At 72.9% G+C, this 14,700-nt stretch carries 17 protein-coding genes; 10 read left to right on the forward strand and 7 right to left on the reverse strand.

From position 1 onward, the window contains the following. Nucleotides 1-119: 119 nt before the first annotated feature. Nucleotides 120-512, reverse strand: a complete 393-nt coding sequence (locus ACWCPF_RS09915) for a CBS domain-containing protein (RefSeq protein ID WP_451044470.1) — start codon at nt 510-512, stop codon at nt 120-122. 175 nt (nt 513-687) lie between these two features. Further along, a complete protein-coding gene (gene hisN / locus ACWCPF_RS09920; RefSeq protein WP_451044471.1) occupies nt 688-1,488 on the reverse strand; it encodes a histidinol-phosphatase in 801 nt (266 codons plus the stop codon). Between the two features lie 137 nt (nt 1,489-1,625). On the opposite strand from hisN, the gene ACWCPF_RS09925 reads away from it, so the two are divergent. Further along, the gene (locus ACWCPF_RS09925) at nt 1,626-2,240 is read left to right on the forward strand and encodes a TetR/AcrR family transcriptional regulator (protein WP_451044472.1); all 615 of its coding nucleotides are present in this window, start codon (nt 1,626-1,628) and stop codon (nt 2,238-2,240) included. 134 nt (nt 2,241-2,374) lie between these two features. On the opposite strand, the gene ACWCPF_RS09930 is transcribed toward ACWCPF_RS09925, so the two are convergent. The 4 genes from ACWCPF_RS09930 to ACWCPF_RS09945 form a co-directional block, all read right to left on the reverse strand. Further along, complete coding sequence (locus tag ACWCPF_RS09930) at nt 2,375-2,698, reverse strand: DMT family transporter (RefSeq protein WP_451044473.1); 324 nt, start codon at nt 2,696-2,698, stop codon at nt 2,375-2,377. A 110-nt stretch (nt 2,699-2,808) separates the two neighbouring features. Then, the gene (gene rsgA, locus ACWCPF_RS09935; protein WP_451044474.1) at nt 2,809-3,819 is read right to left on the reverse strand and encodes a ribosome small subunit-dependent GTPase A; all 1,011 of its coding nucleotides are present in this window, start codon (nt 3,817-3,819) and stop codon (nt 2,809-2,811) included. Nucleotides 3,820-3,837: 18 nt separating this feature from the next. Next, a complete protein-coding gene (gene aroA / locus ACWCPF_RS09940; protein WP_451044475.1) occupies nt 3,838-5,157 on the reverse strand; it encodes a 3-phosphoshikimate 1-carboxyvinyltransferase in 1,320 nt (439 codons plus the stop codon). 245 nt (nt 5,158-5,402) lie between these two features. Next, nucleotides 5,403-6,125 carry a M50 family metallopeptidase gene (locus tag ACWCPF_RS09945; protein WP_451044476.1) on the reverse strand — a complete coding sequence of 241 codons (723 nt, stop codon included), beginning with the start codon at nt 6,123-6,125 and terminating at the stop codon, nt 5,403-5,405. Nucleotides 6,126-6,175: 50 nt separating this feature from the next. Here ACWCPF_RS09945 and ACWCPF_RS09950 point away from each other — a divergent pair, with 50 nt between their 5' ends. From ACWCPF_RS09950 to rsrA, 4 genes are all read left to right on the forward strand, one after another. After that, nucleotides 6,176-6,991 carry an SOS response-associated peptidase gene (locus ACWCPF_RS09950; protein ID WP_451044477.1) on the forward strand — a complete coding sequence of 272 codons (816 nt, stop codon included), beginning with the start codon at nt 6,176-6,178 and terminating at the stop codon, nt 6,989-6,991. Between the two features lie 62 nt (nt 6,992-7,053). Beyond that, complete coding sequence (locus ACWCPF_RS09955; protein WP_451044478.1) at nt 7,054-7,683, forward strand: alpha/beta hydrolase family protein; 630 nt, start codon at nt 7,054-7,056, stop codon at nt 7,681-7,683. Nucleotides 7,684-7,940: 257 nt separating this feature from the next. Then, nucleotides 7,941-8,636 (forward strand): RNA polymerase sigma factor SigR, encoded by a 696-nt coding sequence (sigR, locus tag ACWCPF_RS09960; RefSeq protein WP_451044479.1) that lies wholly within the window; start codon nt 7,941-7,943, stop codon nt 8,634-8,636. Next, entirely contained in the window at nt 8,633-8,965 is a 333-nt protein-coding gene (gene rsrA / locus ACWCPF_RS09965) for a mycothiol system anti-sigma-R factor (RefSeq protein WP_451044480.1), read from the forward strand. The genes sigR and rsrA overlap by 4 nt, the downstream gene beginning before the upstream one ends. 71 nt (nt 8,966-9,036) lie before the next feature. Here rsrA and ACWCPF_RS09970 read toward each other — a convergent pair whose 3' ends face one another. Beyond that, nucleotides 9,037-9,402: a hypothetical protein gene (locus ACWCPF_RS09970; RefSeq protein WP_451044481.1), complete on the reverse strand. Its 366-nt coding sequence runs from the start codon at nt 9,400-9,402 to the stop codon at nt 9,037-9,039. Between the two features lie 164 nt (nt 9,403-9,566). Between ACWCPF_RS09970 and ACWCPF_RS09975 the strand changes: the two genes are divergently transcribed. From ACWCPF_RS09975 to ACWCPF_RS09995, 5 genes are all read left to right on the forward strand, one after another. After that, nucleotides 9,567-9,932, forward strand: coding sequence for a hypothetical protein (locus ACWCPF_RS09975; RefSeq protein WP_451044482.1), 366 nt, complete (start codon nt 9,567-9,569; stop codon nt 9,930-9,932). Beyond that, on the forward strand, nt 9,929-10,810 hold the full coding sequence (locus ACWCPF_RS09980; RefSeq protein ID WP_451044483.1) for a hypothetical protein: 882 nt from the start codon (nt 9,929-9,931) through the stop codon (nt 10,808-10,810). Before ACWCPF_RS09975 ends, ACWCPF_RS09980 begins: the two co-directional genes overlap by 4 nt. A gap of 614 nt (nt 10,811-11,424) precedes the next feature. Continuing rightward, entirely contained in the window at nt 11,425-11,826 is a 402-nt protein-coding gene (locus ACWCPF_RS09985) for a roadblock/LC7 domain-containing protein (protein WP_450948895.1), read from the forward strand. A gap of 224 nt (nt 11,827-12,050) precedes the next feature. After that, on the forward strand, nt 12,051-13,391 hold the full coding sequence (locus tag ACWCPF_RS09990) for an HD-GYP domain-containing protein (RefSeq protein ID WP_451044484.1): 1,341 nt from the start codon (nt 12,051-12,053) through the stop codon (nt 13,389-13,391). Further along, nucleotides 13,388-14,680, forward strand: coding sequence for an HD-GYP domain-containing protein (locus ACWCPF_RS09995; RefSeq protein ID WP_451044485.1), 1,293 nt, complete (start codon nt 13,388-13,390; stop codon nt 14,678-14,680). The genes ACWCPF_RS09990 and ACWCPF_RS09995 overlap by 4 nt, the downstream gene beginning before the upstream one ends. The last annotated feature ends 20 nt before the right edge of the window (nt 14,681-14,700 follow it).

Raw genomic sequence — 14,700 nt, forward strand, 5'->3', positions numbered from 1 at the left:
GCGGCTGGAGGTCGCGGTCCAGGCCCTGCGCGGCTGACAGCACTGGACCGCTTGTCGTGAGCGAACGGGCCGGGTTCCCCTCGGGGGCCCGGCCCGTTCGTCGTCCGGGCCCGGTGTCCTCAGGCCGGTACCTGCTGCCGGGCCGGCGCCCAGCAGCGGATGATGTCGCGGACCGAGACGATGCCGGCCGGCTCGCCGCGGTCGAGGACGATCAGATGGCGGAAGCCGCCGTGCGCCATCGCCTGGGCGGCTTTCTCCAGGGTCCAGGTCGGTGCGGCGAAGACGACGTCGTTGGTGGTGTGGGCGTGGGTGTGTTCGCTGTCCGGGTCCTGGCCGAGGCCCACGGAGTCGAGGATGTCCCGCTCGGTGAGGATGCCTATGCCGCCGGCGTCCGGGTCCAGGACGATGGCCGCGCCGACGCGGCGTGCGGACATCAGGGCGGCGGCCTGCCGGAGGGTGTGTGCGGGGCCGATGGTCAGGACCACCGTGCTCATGGCGTCGCGGACGAGCATGGGCTGAGCACCTCCTATGAATCCGTGACTTGTGCGGGTCATGGGCTAGTTCATGAATTCACAAGTTCACAAGTGGGGGTGGTGTCAGCGTGGCAGGTAAAGCGGGGGTCAACAAGAGGGCGCGCGCGTCCAATTGAGGGCGCGCGCGCTCATCTGTGGTGCTCGGGTGCGATGTTCAGGAGCGCTCGTTCAGATAGCCCAGCAGCTCGTCGTGGAGCAGCCCGTTCGACGCGGCCGCGTCGCCGCTGTGCGGACCCGGCCGGCCGTCGAGGCCCGTGAAGACGCCGCCGGCCTCCGTCACGACGATCGCGGGGGCCGCCATGTCCCAGAGCGAGAGCTCCGGTTCGGCGCACAGGTCGACCGCGCCCTCGGCGACCAGCATGTACGGCCAGAAGTCGCCGTACGCGCGCGTGCGCCACACCTCGCGGGTCAGATCCAGGAAGCCGTTCAGCCGCCCGCGCTCCTCCCAGCCGGTGAGCGAGGAGTACGCGAAGGACGCGTCCGACAGCTTCGAGACGCGGGAGACGTGCAGCCGGCTCGCGGCGGAGAGGCTGCGGCCGGTGAACGCGCCGTGCCCCTTCGCGGCCCACCAGCGGCGGCTCAGCGCGGGCGCGGAGACCACGCCGACGACCGGCTGATAACCCCCCTCGCCCGCCTCCATCAGCGAGATCAGCGTGGCCCAGACGGGGACGCCCCGCACATAGTTCTTCGTGCCGTCGATCGGGTCGATCACCCAGCGGCGGGGGCCGGTGCCCTCGACGCCGTACTCCTCGCCCAGGACCGCGTCCCGGGGCCGGGCCCGCTGGAGGTGGCCGCGGATTATTTCCTCGGCGGCCTTGTCGGCCTCGCTCACCGGGGTCATGTCCGGTTTGGTCTCGACCTTGAGGTCGAGGGCCTTGAAACGGTCCATGGTCGCGGCGTCGGCGGCGTCCGCGAGGACGTGCGCGAGTCGGAGGTCGTCCAGGTAGTCCGGCATGGGACGAACCGTATCCGGCGGAGCCGAGCAGGGGCCACAGGGGACCGCGGTGTGGACGGCGGCCCCGTCGCGAACCCTTGACAGTGCGGTCGTGCGCGTCAAACCTGGGGCGCAGAGCCGCTCGTTCCAGGGAGGCGATGATGCCTGCAGCGCGGGAATCCCTGCTGGACGCCGCCTTCGAGGCGCTTGCGCTACGGCCGTGGGCCGCGGTGCGGATGGTGGACGTCGCCGCGGCGGCCGGGGTGTCCCGGCAGACGCTGTACAACGAGTTCGGCAGCAAGGAGGGCCTGGCCCGGGCCCTCGTCAGACGCGAGGCCGACGGGTATCTCGCCGGCGTCGACCGGGCGCTCGCCGTGCGCGGGGACGCCCGTGACCGGCTCACCGCCGCCGCCGAGTGGACCGCCGCAGCCGCCCGCGACAACGTCCTCGTCCGGGCCGTCCTCACCGGGTTCTGGAGCGAGCGGCTGCCCTCGCCGACGCTCTCGGCGGTGCCGTCCTCCTCCGCGGTGCCCGCGCAGCGGCGGGCGGACGGGCCGCTGCCCTCGCCCGGCGACCTGGTGGGCGCCGTCCGCGACCGGGCCGTGGCCGTGCTCTCGGGACCCGGCGCGGTCCGGGCCGACGCCGCCGACCTGGCCCGCGCCTGCGAACTCGCCGTCCGCCTCGCCCTGTCCTGCGTGGCCGCGCCGCCGCCGGGGGAGGGCGGCGTCGCCGACCTCGTGCGCGGAGCCCTGCACCGCCAACCGCCCGGCTAGCGGCCGAACCGCGGGGGCCTGGCGAAGTCGGCTGCGCCCTGGAGGGGCGCGGGGAACTGCGCGACCGGCCACGATGGCGCCGCACCGGAACGACGGCAGAACGAGCGCACATCGCGGCACGTCCAGCGGAGCGCCTAGTGTGCGGAGCCCGACAGTTGGAGTCCGATCACTCCTATGATCACCAGGCTGATCGAGACGAGCTTCAGGACCGACACCAGGTCGCCGAGGAAGATCATGCCGTAGATCGCGGTGCCTGCCGCGCCGATGCCCGTCCACACGGCGTACGCGGGGCCGACGTCCAGTTTCTTCAGGGAGAGGGTCAGCAGGCCGAAGCTCCCCAGCGCGAAGATGCAGAACGCGACGGTGGGCCAGAGCCTGGTGAAACCGTGGGACAACTTGAGGCACACGGCGAACCCGGTCTCGAGCAATCCGGCTACGACGACCAGCAGCCACGCCATGAGCTGTCCCTCCGTGTGTCCGGCTCGGTGCGATTATGCACTTACCGGACTCGGGTGTACGCAAACAACGCGGTGGTCAACAGCTTGTCCGTCGGCTGCCGATCAGCGGCTCAGTCGCCTTCCGTGCGTTCGCGCGTGGAGAGCAGCCGGCGCAGGGAGTAGAGCCGGGCCGGGTCGGCGTGGCCCTCGGCCACCCACGCGTCCAGCGCGCAGTCCTTCTCGTCGTGACTGCACGCGCGCGGGCAGCCCTCGGTGCCCGGCACCAGATCGGGGAAGGCGAGGATCACCCGGGAGGGGTCGATGTGCGCGAGACCGAACGACCGCACGCCCGGAGTGTCGATCACCCAGTCGTCCGTGCCCGCCAGGGGCAGGGCCAGCGCCGAGGTCGTGGTGTGGCGGCCCCGGCCGGTCACCGCGTTCACATGGCCGGTCACCCGCCGCCGCTCCTCCGGCACCAGCGCGTTGACCAGCGTCGTCTTGCCGACGCCGGAGTGGCCGACGAACGCGGTGATCCGCCCGGCCAGCAGCTCGCGCACCCGGTCCGCCGCGTCGCCGTTCTCCAGCTCCTCGCGGCTGGTCACGACGTACGGGATGTCCAGATGGCCGTACAGCTCCAGCAGCTTGTCCGGCGGGGCCAGGTCCGACTTCGTCATGACCAGCAGCGGGGTGAGACCGCCGTCGTAGGCGGCCACCAGGCAGCGGTCGATCAGCCGGGGGCGGGGCTCCGGGTCGGCCAGGGCGGTGACGACGGCGAGCTGGTCGGCGTTGGCGACGACCACGCGCTCGTACGGGTCGTCGTCGTCGGCGGTGCGGCGCAGCGCCGAGGTGCGCTCCGCGATGCGGACGATGCGCGCGAGGGTGTCCTTGGCGCCGGACAGATCGCCGACCAGGGCGACCCGGTCGCCCACGATCGCCGCCTTGCGGCCCAGCTCACGGGCCTTCATCGCCATGACGATCCGGTCGTCGACGAGGCAGGTCAGCCGGCCCCGGTCGACGGTGAGGACCATGCCCTCGGCGGCGTCCTCGTGCTTGGGCCGGATGTGCGTACGCGGTCGGTTGCCCTTGCGGTTCGGGCGGCTGCGGATGTCGTCCTCGTCGGTGTGCTTGCCGTAGCGGCGCATGGCTGTCTCCCGCCGTCCCTATACCCCGAGCATCCCGGTCCACAGGTCGGGGAAGTCCGGCAGGGTCTTCGCCGTCGTCGCCACGTTCTCGATCTGTACGCCCTCCACCGCCAGGCCGATGATCGCACCGGCCGTGGCCATGCGGTGGTCGTCGTAGGTGTGGAAGATCCCGCCGCGCAGTGGGCGCGGACGGATGTGCAGGCCGTCGGCGGTCTCCTTGACGTCCCCGCCGAGCTCGTTGATCTCCTTGGTGAGGGCCGCCAGCCGGTCCGTCTCGTGCAGGCGCAGATGGGCCACGCCGCGCAGGGTGGACGGGGAGTCCGCGAGGGCGGCGACCGCCGCGATGCCCGGGGTCAGCTCGCCGACGTCGCTCAGGTCGACGTCGATGCCGTGGATCGAGCCCGAGCCGGTGAAGACCAGGCCGTAGTCGGCCAGCTCGCAGGAACCGCCCATCTCGGTGAAGATCTCCCGCAGCCGGTCACCCGGCTGGGTGGTGCGGGCCGGCCAGTCCGGGATCAGCACCCGGCCGCCCGTGACCAGCGCCGCCGCCAGGAACGGCTGGGCGTTGGACAGGTCCGGCTCGATCGTCAGGTCCCGGCCGAGCAGGGCGCCCGGCGTGACCCGCCAGACGTTCGGCTCGCCGCCCGACTCCGGGGTGTCCACCTGGGCGCCGACCGCGCGCAGCATGTCCACCGTCATCCGGATGTGCGGCATGGAGGGCAGGGTGGAGCCCGTGTGACGGACCTCCACCCCCTGGTTGAAGCGGGGGGCGGAGAGCAGCAGGGCGCTCACGAACTGGGACGACGAGGACGCGTCGATGGCCACCGGGCCGCCGTCCAGCGCGCCCGAGCCGTGCACCGTCAGGGGCAGCGCGCCCCGGTCGTCGTCGTCGATCCGCGCGCCCAGGACGCGCAGCGCGTCGATGACGCCGTTCAGGGGACGCTCGTACGAACGCGGGTCGCCGTCGAAGCGGACGGGGCCGTCGGCGAGGGCGGCGACCGGCGGCAGGAAGCGCATGACCGTGCCGGCGTTGCCGACGTCGACCGTGGCCGGGCCGCGCAGCCCCGCGGGCAGCACCCGCCAGGCCTCGCCGGTGCCGTCCGGACCCACGCCCTCCTCGATGCCGACGCCCATCTCGCGCAGCGCGCCCGCCATCAGCAGGGTGTCCCGAGAGCGCAGGGGGCGGCGCAGCCAGCCGGGCTCGGAGGCGAGGGCGGCGAGGACGAGGGCGCGGTTGGTGACGGACTTCGACCCCGGCACGTGGACCGTCGCGTCGACGGCCTCGCTCGCGTGCGGGGCGGGCCAGAGGGCGGTGGCTGCGGCGGGGTTCACGGGCATGCGCCCACTTTAGTCTGCGGGCGTGCTTCGGGTGCCGTGCGTAGGCCTGCGGCGGGCTGTGGTCGGGTGCGGCGCCGTGGGGGCTGGTCGCGCAGTTCCCCGCGCCCCTTAGGAGGAGGGCGTTTCTATGGTCCAGTAGCCAGGCGTCTGGGCCTGCGGCCGGTTGTGGTCGGGTGCGGCGCCCGTGGGGGCTGGTCGCGCAGTTCCCCGCGCCCCTTAAAAGCAGTCCTCCGCGCCCCCGAGAACTACAGGCCCAGCAGCCACCTGCCGCCGCCCAGTAGTGCGCACAGGCTCACCGTGTGGAAGAGGAACAGCCACAGGGCCGCCGGGACGTGGGTCAGGCGGGAGAGCTGGTCGGCGTCCGAGTCGCCCGCGCCGCCCCGCGAGCGCTTCATCTGCAGCTCGAAGGCCGGGCGGACGCCGCCCAGGAGCAGGAACCAGACCACCGCGTACGCGAACGCCGCCTGCACCTGGGGGCCCGCCAGCCAGGAGACCAGCAGGAACGTGCCGCCGGAGAGGACCACCGTCAGCGCGCCGTACGCGTTGCGGATCATCACCAGCATCGCCACCAGGAGGGCCGTCGCCACCCACAGCAGCAGGGTGATGCGGCCGGCGCCGAGCAGGGACGCGCCGCCGAGGCCGAGGAGCGGGGGAGCGGTGTAGCCGGCGGCGGCCGTGAGGATCATGCCGAGGCCGTGCGGCTTGCCGCGGCTCACGGTCAGGCCGCTGGTGTCGGAGTGCAGGCGTATCCCGGTGAGCTGCCGGCCGGTCAGCAGGGCTATCAGGCCGTGACCGCCCTCGTGGGCGATGGTGATCGCGTTGCGGGAGACGCGCCACAGGCTGTGCGGCACCACGACCGCGAGCGCGGCGACCGCGGTGGCGATCACCACCCACAGGTCGGGGTCGGACTGGGTGCCGACGAGACGGTCCCACAGGTCGGGCAGCGCGGTGGCGGCGGTGCTGTCCATGGTGTGCGGTGGCTCCCAATCGACGGACGGAGTCTGGCAGTGTGGCACGTATGTGCGGACGGTATGCAGCGAGTCGCAGGCCCGAGGATCTCGCAGGAGTCTTTGAAATCGAGAAGTGGGAACCTGAGGAGACCTTGGAGCCCGATTACAACGTGGCGCCGACGAAGGAGGTCTACGCCGTCCTCGACCGTCCGTTGAAAGACGCCGCCGACCGGCGCCCGGTTCGCCAGCTGCGCACGCTGAAGTGGGGGCTGGTGCCGTCCTGGTCGAAGACGCCCGAGGGCGCCGCCCGGATGATCAACGCACGCGCCGAGACCGTCCACGAGAAGCCCTCGTACCGCCGCGCCTTCGCCGCCCGGCGCTGCATCCTGCCGGCCGACGGCTACTACGAGTGGGTCACCGCCAAGGACGAGCGCGAGCTGGAGGTGGAAGGGAAGAAGAAGCGGGGCCGCAAGCAGCCCTACTTCGTGCTGCCGGCCGACGGCTCGGTCTTCGCGATGGCCGGGCTGTACGAGTTCTGGCGGGACCGCACCCTCCCCGACGACCATCCGCAGGCCTGGTGGGTGACGTGCTCGGTCATCACCACGGAGGCCGAGACGTCGCCGCTCGCCGTGGCCCCCGCCGACGGACCGCACGCCCTGGCCGACATCCATCCCCGGATGCCGCTCATGCTCACCCCGGACCGCTGGGACGCCTGGCTCGACCCCGCGCGGACGGACGTCGACGACCTGCGCTCGCTCCTTGCGCCACCCCCGGCCGGGCTGATGCGCGCCTACCCGGTGTCCACGGCCGTCAGCAACGTCCGCAACAACGCGCCGGAGCTGCTCAAGGAGCTGGAGGGGCCCGAGGAGGGCACGCTCTTCTGACCCGCTCTTCTCACCCTCTGTTCTGACCCGCTCTTCTGGCTCTCTTCTGACACCCTTCTCAGGTGAGCACCGAGATCGTTCCCACCGACGCAGGTGACGCCCGCGTCACCTGGCACCGGGCCGAGCAGGCCCGCCTCGTCCTCGCCGTCAGCCATGGCGCCGGCGGGGGCATCGAGGCCCGTGACCTCCGGGCGCTGGCCGCCGTGCTGCCCGGGCACGGGGTCAGCGTGGCCCTCGTCGAGCAGCCCTGGCGGGTGGCCGGCAAGAAGGTCGCGACCGCGCCGAAGACCCTCGACGTCGGCTGGCGCGGGATCTGGCCGGCCGTCGCCGCGCCGGGACTGCCGGTGATCTCCGGCGGGCGGTCGGCGGGCGCGCGGGTGGCCTGCCGTACCGCCGTCGAGCTGGGCGCCCACGCCGTCCTGGCGCTCAGCTTTCCGCTGCACCCGCCGGGCCGGCCCGAGAAGTCCCGCGCCGACGAACTGCTCGGCGCCGGGGCGCCCACCCTCGTCGTCCAGGGCGCGAACGACCCGTTCGGCCGGCCGGACGAGTTCCCCGAGGGCGCCTACGAGCTCCTGGAGGTGCCGTACGGCGACCACGGGCTCGCGGTGCCCAAGAGGGCCGCCACCACGCAGGAGGAGGCGCTGGAGGCCGTCACCGCCGGTGTCGTCCGGTGGATCACGTCACTCGGGTAAAGAGCGGGGAATGTCGAGGGGCGGGTCGCTGTTGAGGCGGACAGAAGTGCTGAACGTCCGGCACCGACGCCAGTGGGAAGGAAGTCCGCCGCATGGGTTCGACCGCATGCCCGAGCCGCAGCAGCCGTACCGACCTTGACTGGACGGTGCTGCACGCCGCCAAGGCCGCCCCTATTCGAGCGGCGGCGGGCACGGGTAGTCGTCTATCCTCCGATTCGAGTGGGATCGGTTTCGTTCCCACCCGCGATCTTGAGGAGGTGGGTCCGGTCACCGGTACCGACGCAGGGACCGACAACGGCCAGGCGGAGCTGCCCGAGGGCCAGGGCGTGAGCGCGGAGACGGGCACGGAGTCCACCGTGGAGCGCAGTGCGCGCTTCGAACGGGACGCGCTGGAATTCCTCGACCAGATGTATTCGGCCGCGCTGCGCATGACGCGCAACCCCGCGGACGCCGAGGACCTGGTGCAGGAGACGTACGCCAAGGCGTACGCGTCCTTCCACCAGTTCCGCGAGGGCACCAATCTCAAGGCCTGGCTGTACCGGATCCTCACCAACACCTTCATCAACTCGTACCGCAAGAAGCAGCGCGAGCCCCAGCGCAGTGCGGCCGAGGAGATCGAGGACTGGCAGCTGGCGCGCGCCGAGTCGCACATGTCCACAGGTCTGCGCTCCGCCGAGTCGCAGGCGCTGGACCACCTGCCCGACTCGGACGTGAAGGAAGCGCTCCAGGCCATCCCCGAGGAGTTCCGCATCGCCGTGTACCTCGCGGACGTCGAGGGCTTTGCGTACAAGGAGATCGCGGACATCATGGGGACACCCATCGGTACGGTGATGTCCCGGCTGCACCGGGGCCGCCGTCAACTGCGCGGCATGCTCGAGGACTACGCCCGTGAGCGCGGGCTGGTCCCGGCGGGCGCCGGAGAGTCGAACGAAGTGAAAGGTTCGGGCTCATGAGCTGCGGAGATCCGCACGAGACGGACTGCGGTGAGGTCCTCGACCACCTGTACGAGTATCTCGACAGCGAGATGCCCCCTCTCGACCGGGACAAGTTCCAGCACCACTTCGAGGAATGCTCGCCGTGCCTGGAGAAGTACGGTCTCGAAGAGGCCGTGAAGAAGCTGGTCAAGCGGTGCTGCGGGCATGACGACGTGCCCAGCGACCTGCGGGCCAAGGTCATGGGCCGGCTCGACCTGATCCGTTCCGGTCAGGCCGTTCCCGAGCGTGACGTGTACGAGGCGGCGCCGCCGGCCGAGCTGCCGGGCGCGACGGCCGCCGAGGGCTGAGGCCCCCGGCCGCCGTCGCGGCACGGGCCGAACCCGCGGGCCGAACCTGCCGGCCGAACCCGCGGGCCGGGTCAGATCTCCAGCGTGCTCTCGATCTTCTTCAGGCTGTGCCGGGCCAGCGCCAGGTTGCTGCGCGAGCGGTCGAGGGCCAGGTAGAGGAAGAGCGTTCCGGTCGTGCTCGCGAGCGGCCGGATCAGGTGGTACTGCCGGCCCAGCGTGATCAGGATGTCCTCGATGGTGTCGTCCATGTGCAGGGACGCCAGGGTGCGCATCTTCGAGCGCACCACCTCCGTGTTGCCCGCCGCGGCGAGCTCCAGGTCGAGCTGCGGACCGCCGCCGAGCGTGCCCAGCGACATGCCGCTTTCGTAGTCGACGAGGGCGACGCCGAGGGCGCCGTCCACGGTCATGGCTTCCTTGAGCGCTGACTCGATGTTCATGGTGTTGCCTCAATTCCCCAGTGCCGCTGACTGGTCGCTGCACGTACAACTACGATCGAACGCAAGCGACTTCTGAGTCACGGAACTTCAACTTTGTTGCTTGTTCTGAAAGATGACGTTCAACGTACTGTGTGACGTCTGCACGTGAAGGGGGAAACGCGGAAATGACGACCGCGCTCCAGGCTTCCCTGGCCCGGCTCCTCGACTCCCCCGGGGTCACCGGGGTTGCTCTGGTCGACGCCGTCACCGGTCTCACCTACGGGGAGGCCGGCGACGCCGGAGCGGTCGGGGACGGGGCGGCCGACGCCGCACTCGCCGCTCTCATCGCCGAACGGCTCGGACAGGCCGGCGCCGAAGGGGAGTTGGAGAGCGTGATCACCACCAGCACCCGGCGCCACCAGGTGCTGCTCGCGGTGGCCCGACCGGTCGGCGACCCCCTGCTGCTGGCGGCGGGCCTGGACCGGGAGCGGGCCAACCTGGCGCTCGCCGTCCGCAGCCTGGACTCGCTGGCCGCCGAGGTCCTCGGATGACGGCCGGCGCGCGCAACCTTCCCGCGCTGCTGCAAGGGCTGCACGACGACGGCTTCAGCGGCACGGTCCGGGTCTCCGGCACCCCAGGGGGAACGATTCATCTGCGGCAGGGCCTGATCGGCGCGATCGAGACCCCGGGCGCGCCGCCCGCCTCCTCGCTGCTGCTCACCCCGGGCCGGGTCGACGACGAGGCCTGGCTCGCCGCCCGCGCCGCCCAGCCCGACGTGGATCTGCTGAGCGGACAGCTGGTGGCCGCCGGTCTGATCGGCGCCGCCGAGCTGGAGGTGGTGTGCGTCGCCGCCGTGTTCGACGCCGCCTTCGCCATGGGGCTCGGCCCGCCCGGCAGCTGGCAGCTCAGCGGCCTGGAACCGACGCTCCGCGCCGAACCGGGCGTGGAGCCGAGGAAGGTGACCGAGGAGACCGGTCGGCGCATCGCGCTGCTCACCGAACAGTGGGGTCCGCCGGGCGAACTCGTCCGGGTCCGGCCCACTGCGGTCCCGGACGCCGCGGCCGGCGGGCCGCCCGAGTGGCTGTCGCTCCGCCATCGGTCGGTGCTCGGCGGTGTCAACGGCCGCCGTACGGCGCGGGACATCGCCTTCACGCTCGGCCGCGGGCTGTACGCGGTCATGCTCGACCTGATCCGGCTGCGGACGCTCGGGCTCGTCCGCTGGGAGCCCGGCGAAGGGCCCCGCGAACGGCCCAGCACCGCCCCGCGCGTGCTGCCGGCGAACGGAGCGGCGCCCGAGGCGGCGAGCCGGCCGGTGCGAGTCGTGCCGCTGCCGAGACGCACGCCGGGCGGCAACGCCCGGCGGCGCGGGGACACCCAGGGAGAGGACCCGACGAGCCCGAACGGCTCAGAGAGTTGGGGCGGTCGGTGAACTCACGCCAACGCCGTGCGGAGTTGCGCAACAGACGGCGCGCGAACGCCGAAGCGAAGCGGACCGTCCGGAGCCAGCGGCTCCGGGCCCGGGAACCGGACCGGTACCGGGACCCGCCCCCGACCCGCGATCGACCTTCGACACCAGCCCCGCCCCGGACACCTGATCGACCCCCGACACCAGACCCGCCCCCGACACCTGATCGACCTTCGACACCCGATCGGTCCCCGACCTCCGATCGGTTCCCGGCCCCCCACCGGCCCCGGACGCCTCGGCCCGACCCGCCGACCCGAGACCGGCCGACCCTTGACCGACCGCCGCCGCCCGCCCTGCCGCCTGATCGACCATCGCCTGACCGACCGCCGCCTGTTCAACCGTCCCCGCAGAAGCCGCCGTTGCCCGTGCGGGGCGCTTCGCCGTCCACGGACTGCGCCGGCGCCCTGCCGTTCGTCCTACCGATGCTGTCGGCTGAAGCCCTGGCCGCCGATCAGCCCTCCCTCGACACCCTGCGCCGAGTCCGGCGGGGCCTGGACGCGCTGCCGGAATCCGACTGAGGCGACCAGGACGGCACAGCGGGAAGAATATGCCAACTGCAAGGTACCAAGGAGTAGTTCATGAGTGAAGACCCGTCGCCGCAGCCGCCGCCGAACCCCTTGACCGACATCCTGATCTCGCTGCGCGACCGGGTGATGGGGGTCTCCGAAAGCGTGCTGTCCACGGTGGACGGTCTTCTCGTCGTCGCCGACGCGGACTCCGCCCACCCCGAGTCCGTCGCCGCGCTCGCCGCCGCCACCCTCGGGGTCGCGAGCCGCATGGCCGAGCAGGCGGGCACCGGCACGCTGCGCGAGGTGGTCGCCAGATGCGGCTCCGGACACGTCATCGTGGTGGGCGTCGGCGAACGGGCCCTGCTGACCGTCATCGCGGACGACGGCCTCGACCTCGCCGCGTTCCAGCGCGAGTCGCCGGCCACGGTGGAGCAGCTGAACCGGACCTTGGCGGCGGACGTGCCGAGGTGACACGTGTGACGCGTGTGACGCGGACCGGCCGCCCGGCCGGTCCGCTCACTCGAACGGGCTAATCTCACGCCGCTGGGACCGCGGAAACGTCCATTGCCTCCCCGGGGTCCCGTCCGGCCGTCCTATCCTCCAATTCCCGAGCATGTCCCGTAATCCGTACCGGGATTGAGCCCGAGCAGGTCCGCACGGCCGGCCGACGCCTCGGGTCACCGGGGAGGAGAGCGATGCGGTCGGTTCCGCCGCGGGCGTGGGGCTACGTCGCCTGTGTCGTGGTCGGCGCCGCGTCCTGTCTCTGGGGGCTGCCGTCCGTGCGGACGCCCTGGTGGGCGGTGGCCCTGCTGGCCGGGGTGTACGTCGGCTGCGAGCGGGTCACCCGGTGCCGCCCGGTCGGCCGAGCCGCCGCCGGGGACCTGGGCGCCTTCTACCCCGTGCTGCTCGCCGGGGCCTTTCTGCTGGCGCCGCCCGCCGCTGCGCTCGTACCGCTGCCGGGGGCGCTGCTCGCGCGGGTCGAGCAGCGGCCCCGGGGGCTGCGCCGGATCTGGCGGGCCGCCCAGCTCGCCGTCGCCGTCTGGGCGGCGTCGCGCACGCACGAGGCGCTGGGCGGGCGGGCCGCGATCGGCGACTGCGACTTCCCCGCCGCCCTCGGGCCCGCCGGGGCCGCCGTGCTGGCGTTCTGCCTGGTGCTGAGCGTGCTGGACGGCGGAGTGCGCACCCTCGCCGAGGGACTGCCGGCGCGGGCCGCCGGGCGCGGGCTGTTCGCCCGGTCGCTCGCCCCCGTCGCCGTGCACGGGCTCGCCGGGCTGATGATGGCCGTCCTGTGGCGCAGCCCGTACGGTCCGGTTGCCGCGCTGCTCGTGCTGTTCCCGATGGCCGTGTCCTGGTGGGTGTTCGCGCAGTACCACCGCGAGCGCGCCGCCCACCAGGCGACCATCCGCGCCCTGGTGCAGGCCGTCGACATCAAGGACGGCTATACGCGCGGCCACAGCGAACGCGTCGGACAGGCCTCGATGCTGATCGGGCGCGAACTGGGCATGGACGAGGACCGGATCGAAGTGCTCCGCTTCGCCGGGATCCTGCACGACGTCGGCAAACTCGGCGTCCCCACCCGCCTGTTGCGCAAGGACGGGCCGCTGACGCCCCAGGAGCGGCGGGTGATCGAACTGCACCCCGAGTACGGGCACGAGATCACCCGCGGGATCTCCTTCCTCGGCGACGCCCGCTCGGCGATCCTCCACCACCACGAACGCATCGACGGCACCGGCTACCCGTACGGCCTGGCGGGCGGGCAGATCCCGGAGTCCGCCCGGGTGGTCGCCGTGGCGGACGCCTTCGACGCGATGACCTCCACCCGCTCCTACAGCCGGGCCCGGCCGGTCGAGGCGGCCCTCGCGGAGCTGCGGCGCTGCGCGGGCGCCCACTTCGACCCGCGGATGGTCACCGCGCTGACCCGGGCCGTCGAGCGGGACGGCTGGCATCCGGTCGTCACCGCCGAGGAGACCCGGCCCGCCGCCGTCCCGACGCCCGCGCAGGCCCCCGCCGACGACCGGTCCGAGGTACGCCGATGATCGCCCCCCGCCCCTTCCCGGCTCCCCGCCCCTTCCCAGCCCGCCGCGCCTTCCTCGCCCCCCGCCCCCTCCTGGCCCTCTACAGCGCCGCCGGCCTCCTCGTCGTGGTCTCCCTCCTCGTGACGTTCATGACAGGCGTCGAGGAACGCCCCGTCGCGCTCGCCTTCGGGATCCTCGTGGCCGTCGGCGAGCTCATCCGGTGGAACGGGCCCGGGCTGCGCGAGGCCGCGCCGCTCGGGGCCGCCGGGTCGCTGTCCTACGCGCTGGTCGGGGAGCACGCCGGGCACCCCACGCACCACGGGGTCGCGCAGGTCGTGTCGGTCGTGGTCGCCGCCTCCCTGCTGGGCAGCGTGCCGCACCTGGCCCGCGGCGAGGGACCCGTCCTCGACCACCTGGTCCGGCGCGTGCTCGCCGTCGGATTCGCCGCGGTCTGCTTCCAGCCCCTCTACAACCGCGGCGTGTTCGACGGCTGGAGCGGCTCCGCCTACGCGCTGCTGCTGCTCGCGCTGCTCGTCCTGACCGTGCTGTGCGACGCCGTGGTCGGCGCCGCGCTCGCCCGCTCCCGCACCGGCTGGCCGTTCGCCCCGCTGCTGCGCGACGAGCTGCGGGCCGTGCCCGGCATCGGGTCGGCGGTGGCCGCGACGGGCGCGGTGATGGCGCTCGCGGTCGCCGTCGTCGGCCTGTGGGCGCTGCCCGTGTTCTCGGTGCCGCTGCTGCTCACCCAGCTGTCCCTGCGCCGGTACGCGGCCGTGCGGGCCACCTACCGGCAGACCATCGCCTCGCTGGCCCGCGCCACCGAGATCGCCGGTTACACCCCGGCCGGGCACGCCCGCCGGGTCGCCGCCCTGAGCCAGGCCGTGGGCCGCGACCTCGGGCTGCCGGAGCCCGAGCGGGCCGTCCTGGAGTACGCGGCCCTCATGCACGACATCGGGCAGCTCAGCCTCGTCGACCCGGTCCCGGCCGGGGCCACCGCCGGACTCCCGGCGGCCGAGCAGCGGCGGATCGCGCTGCTCGGCGGGGCGGTCGTGCGTCAGACCGGGGCCGGCGTCCAGGTCGCCACGGTCGTCGAGCGGCAGGCGGACCCCTACCCGGAGCAACCGGTGGCCGCCCGCATAGTCCGGGTGGTGAACGCCTACGACGAGAAGGTGCGCGGCACCGGTCCCGGCGGGCCCCTCACCGCACTGGAGGAACTGCGGCTGGGCACCGGCGGGGAGTACGCGCCGGAGGTGGTGGAGGCCCTGGCCAGGGTGCTTTCGAGAGGCTGTCTGACCTTGGCTGAGGGTGGGTAACCCATGGGTAATGAGCGGCC

This window comes from Streptomyces sp. NPDC001858 (assembly GCF_053594615.1).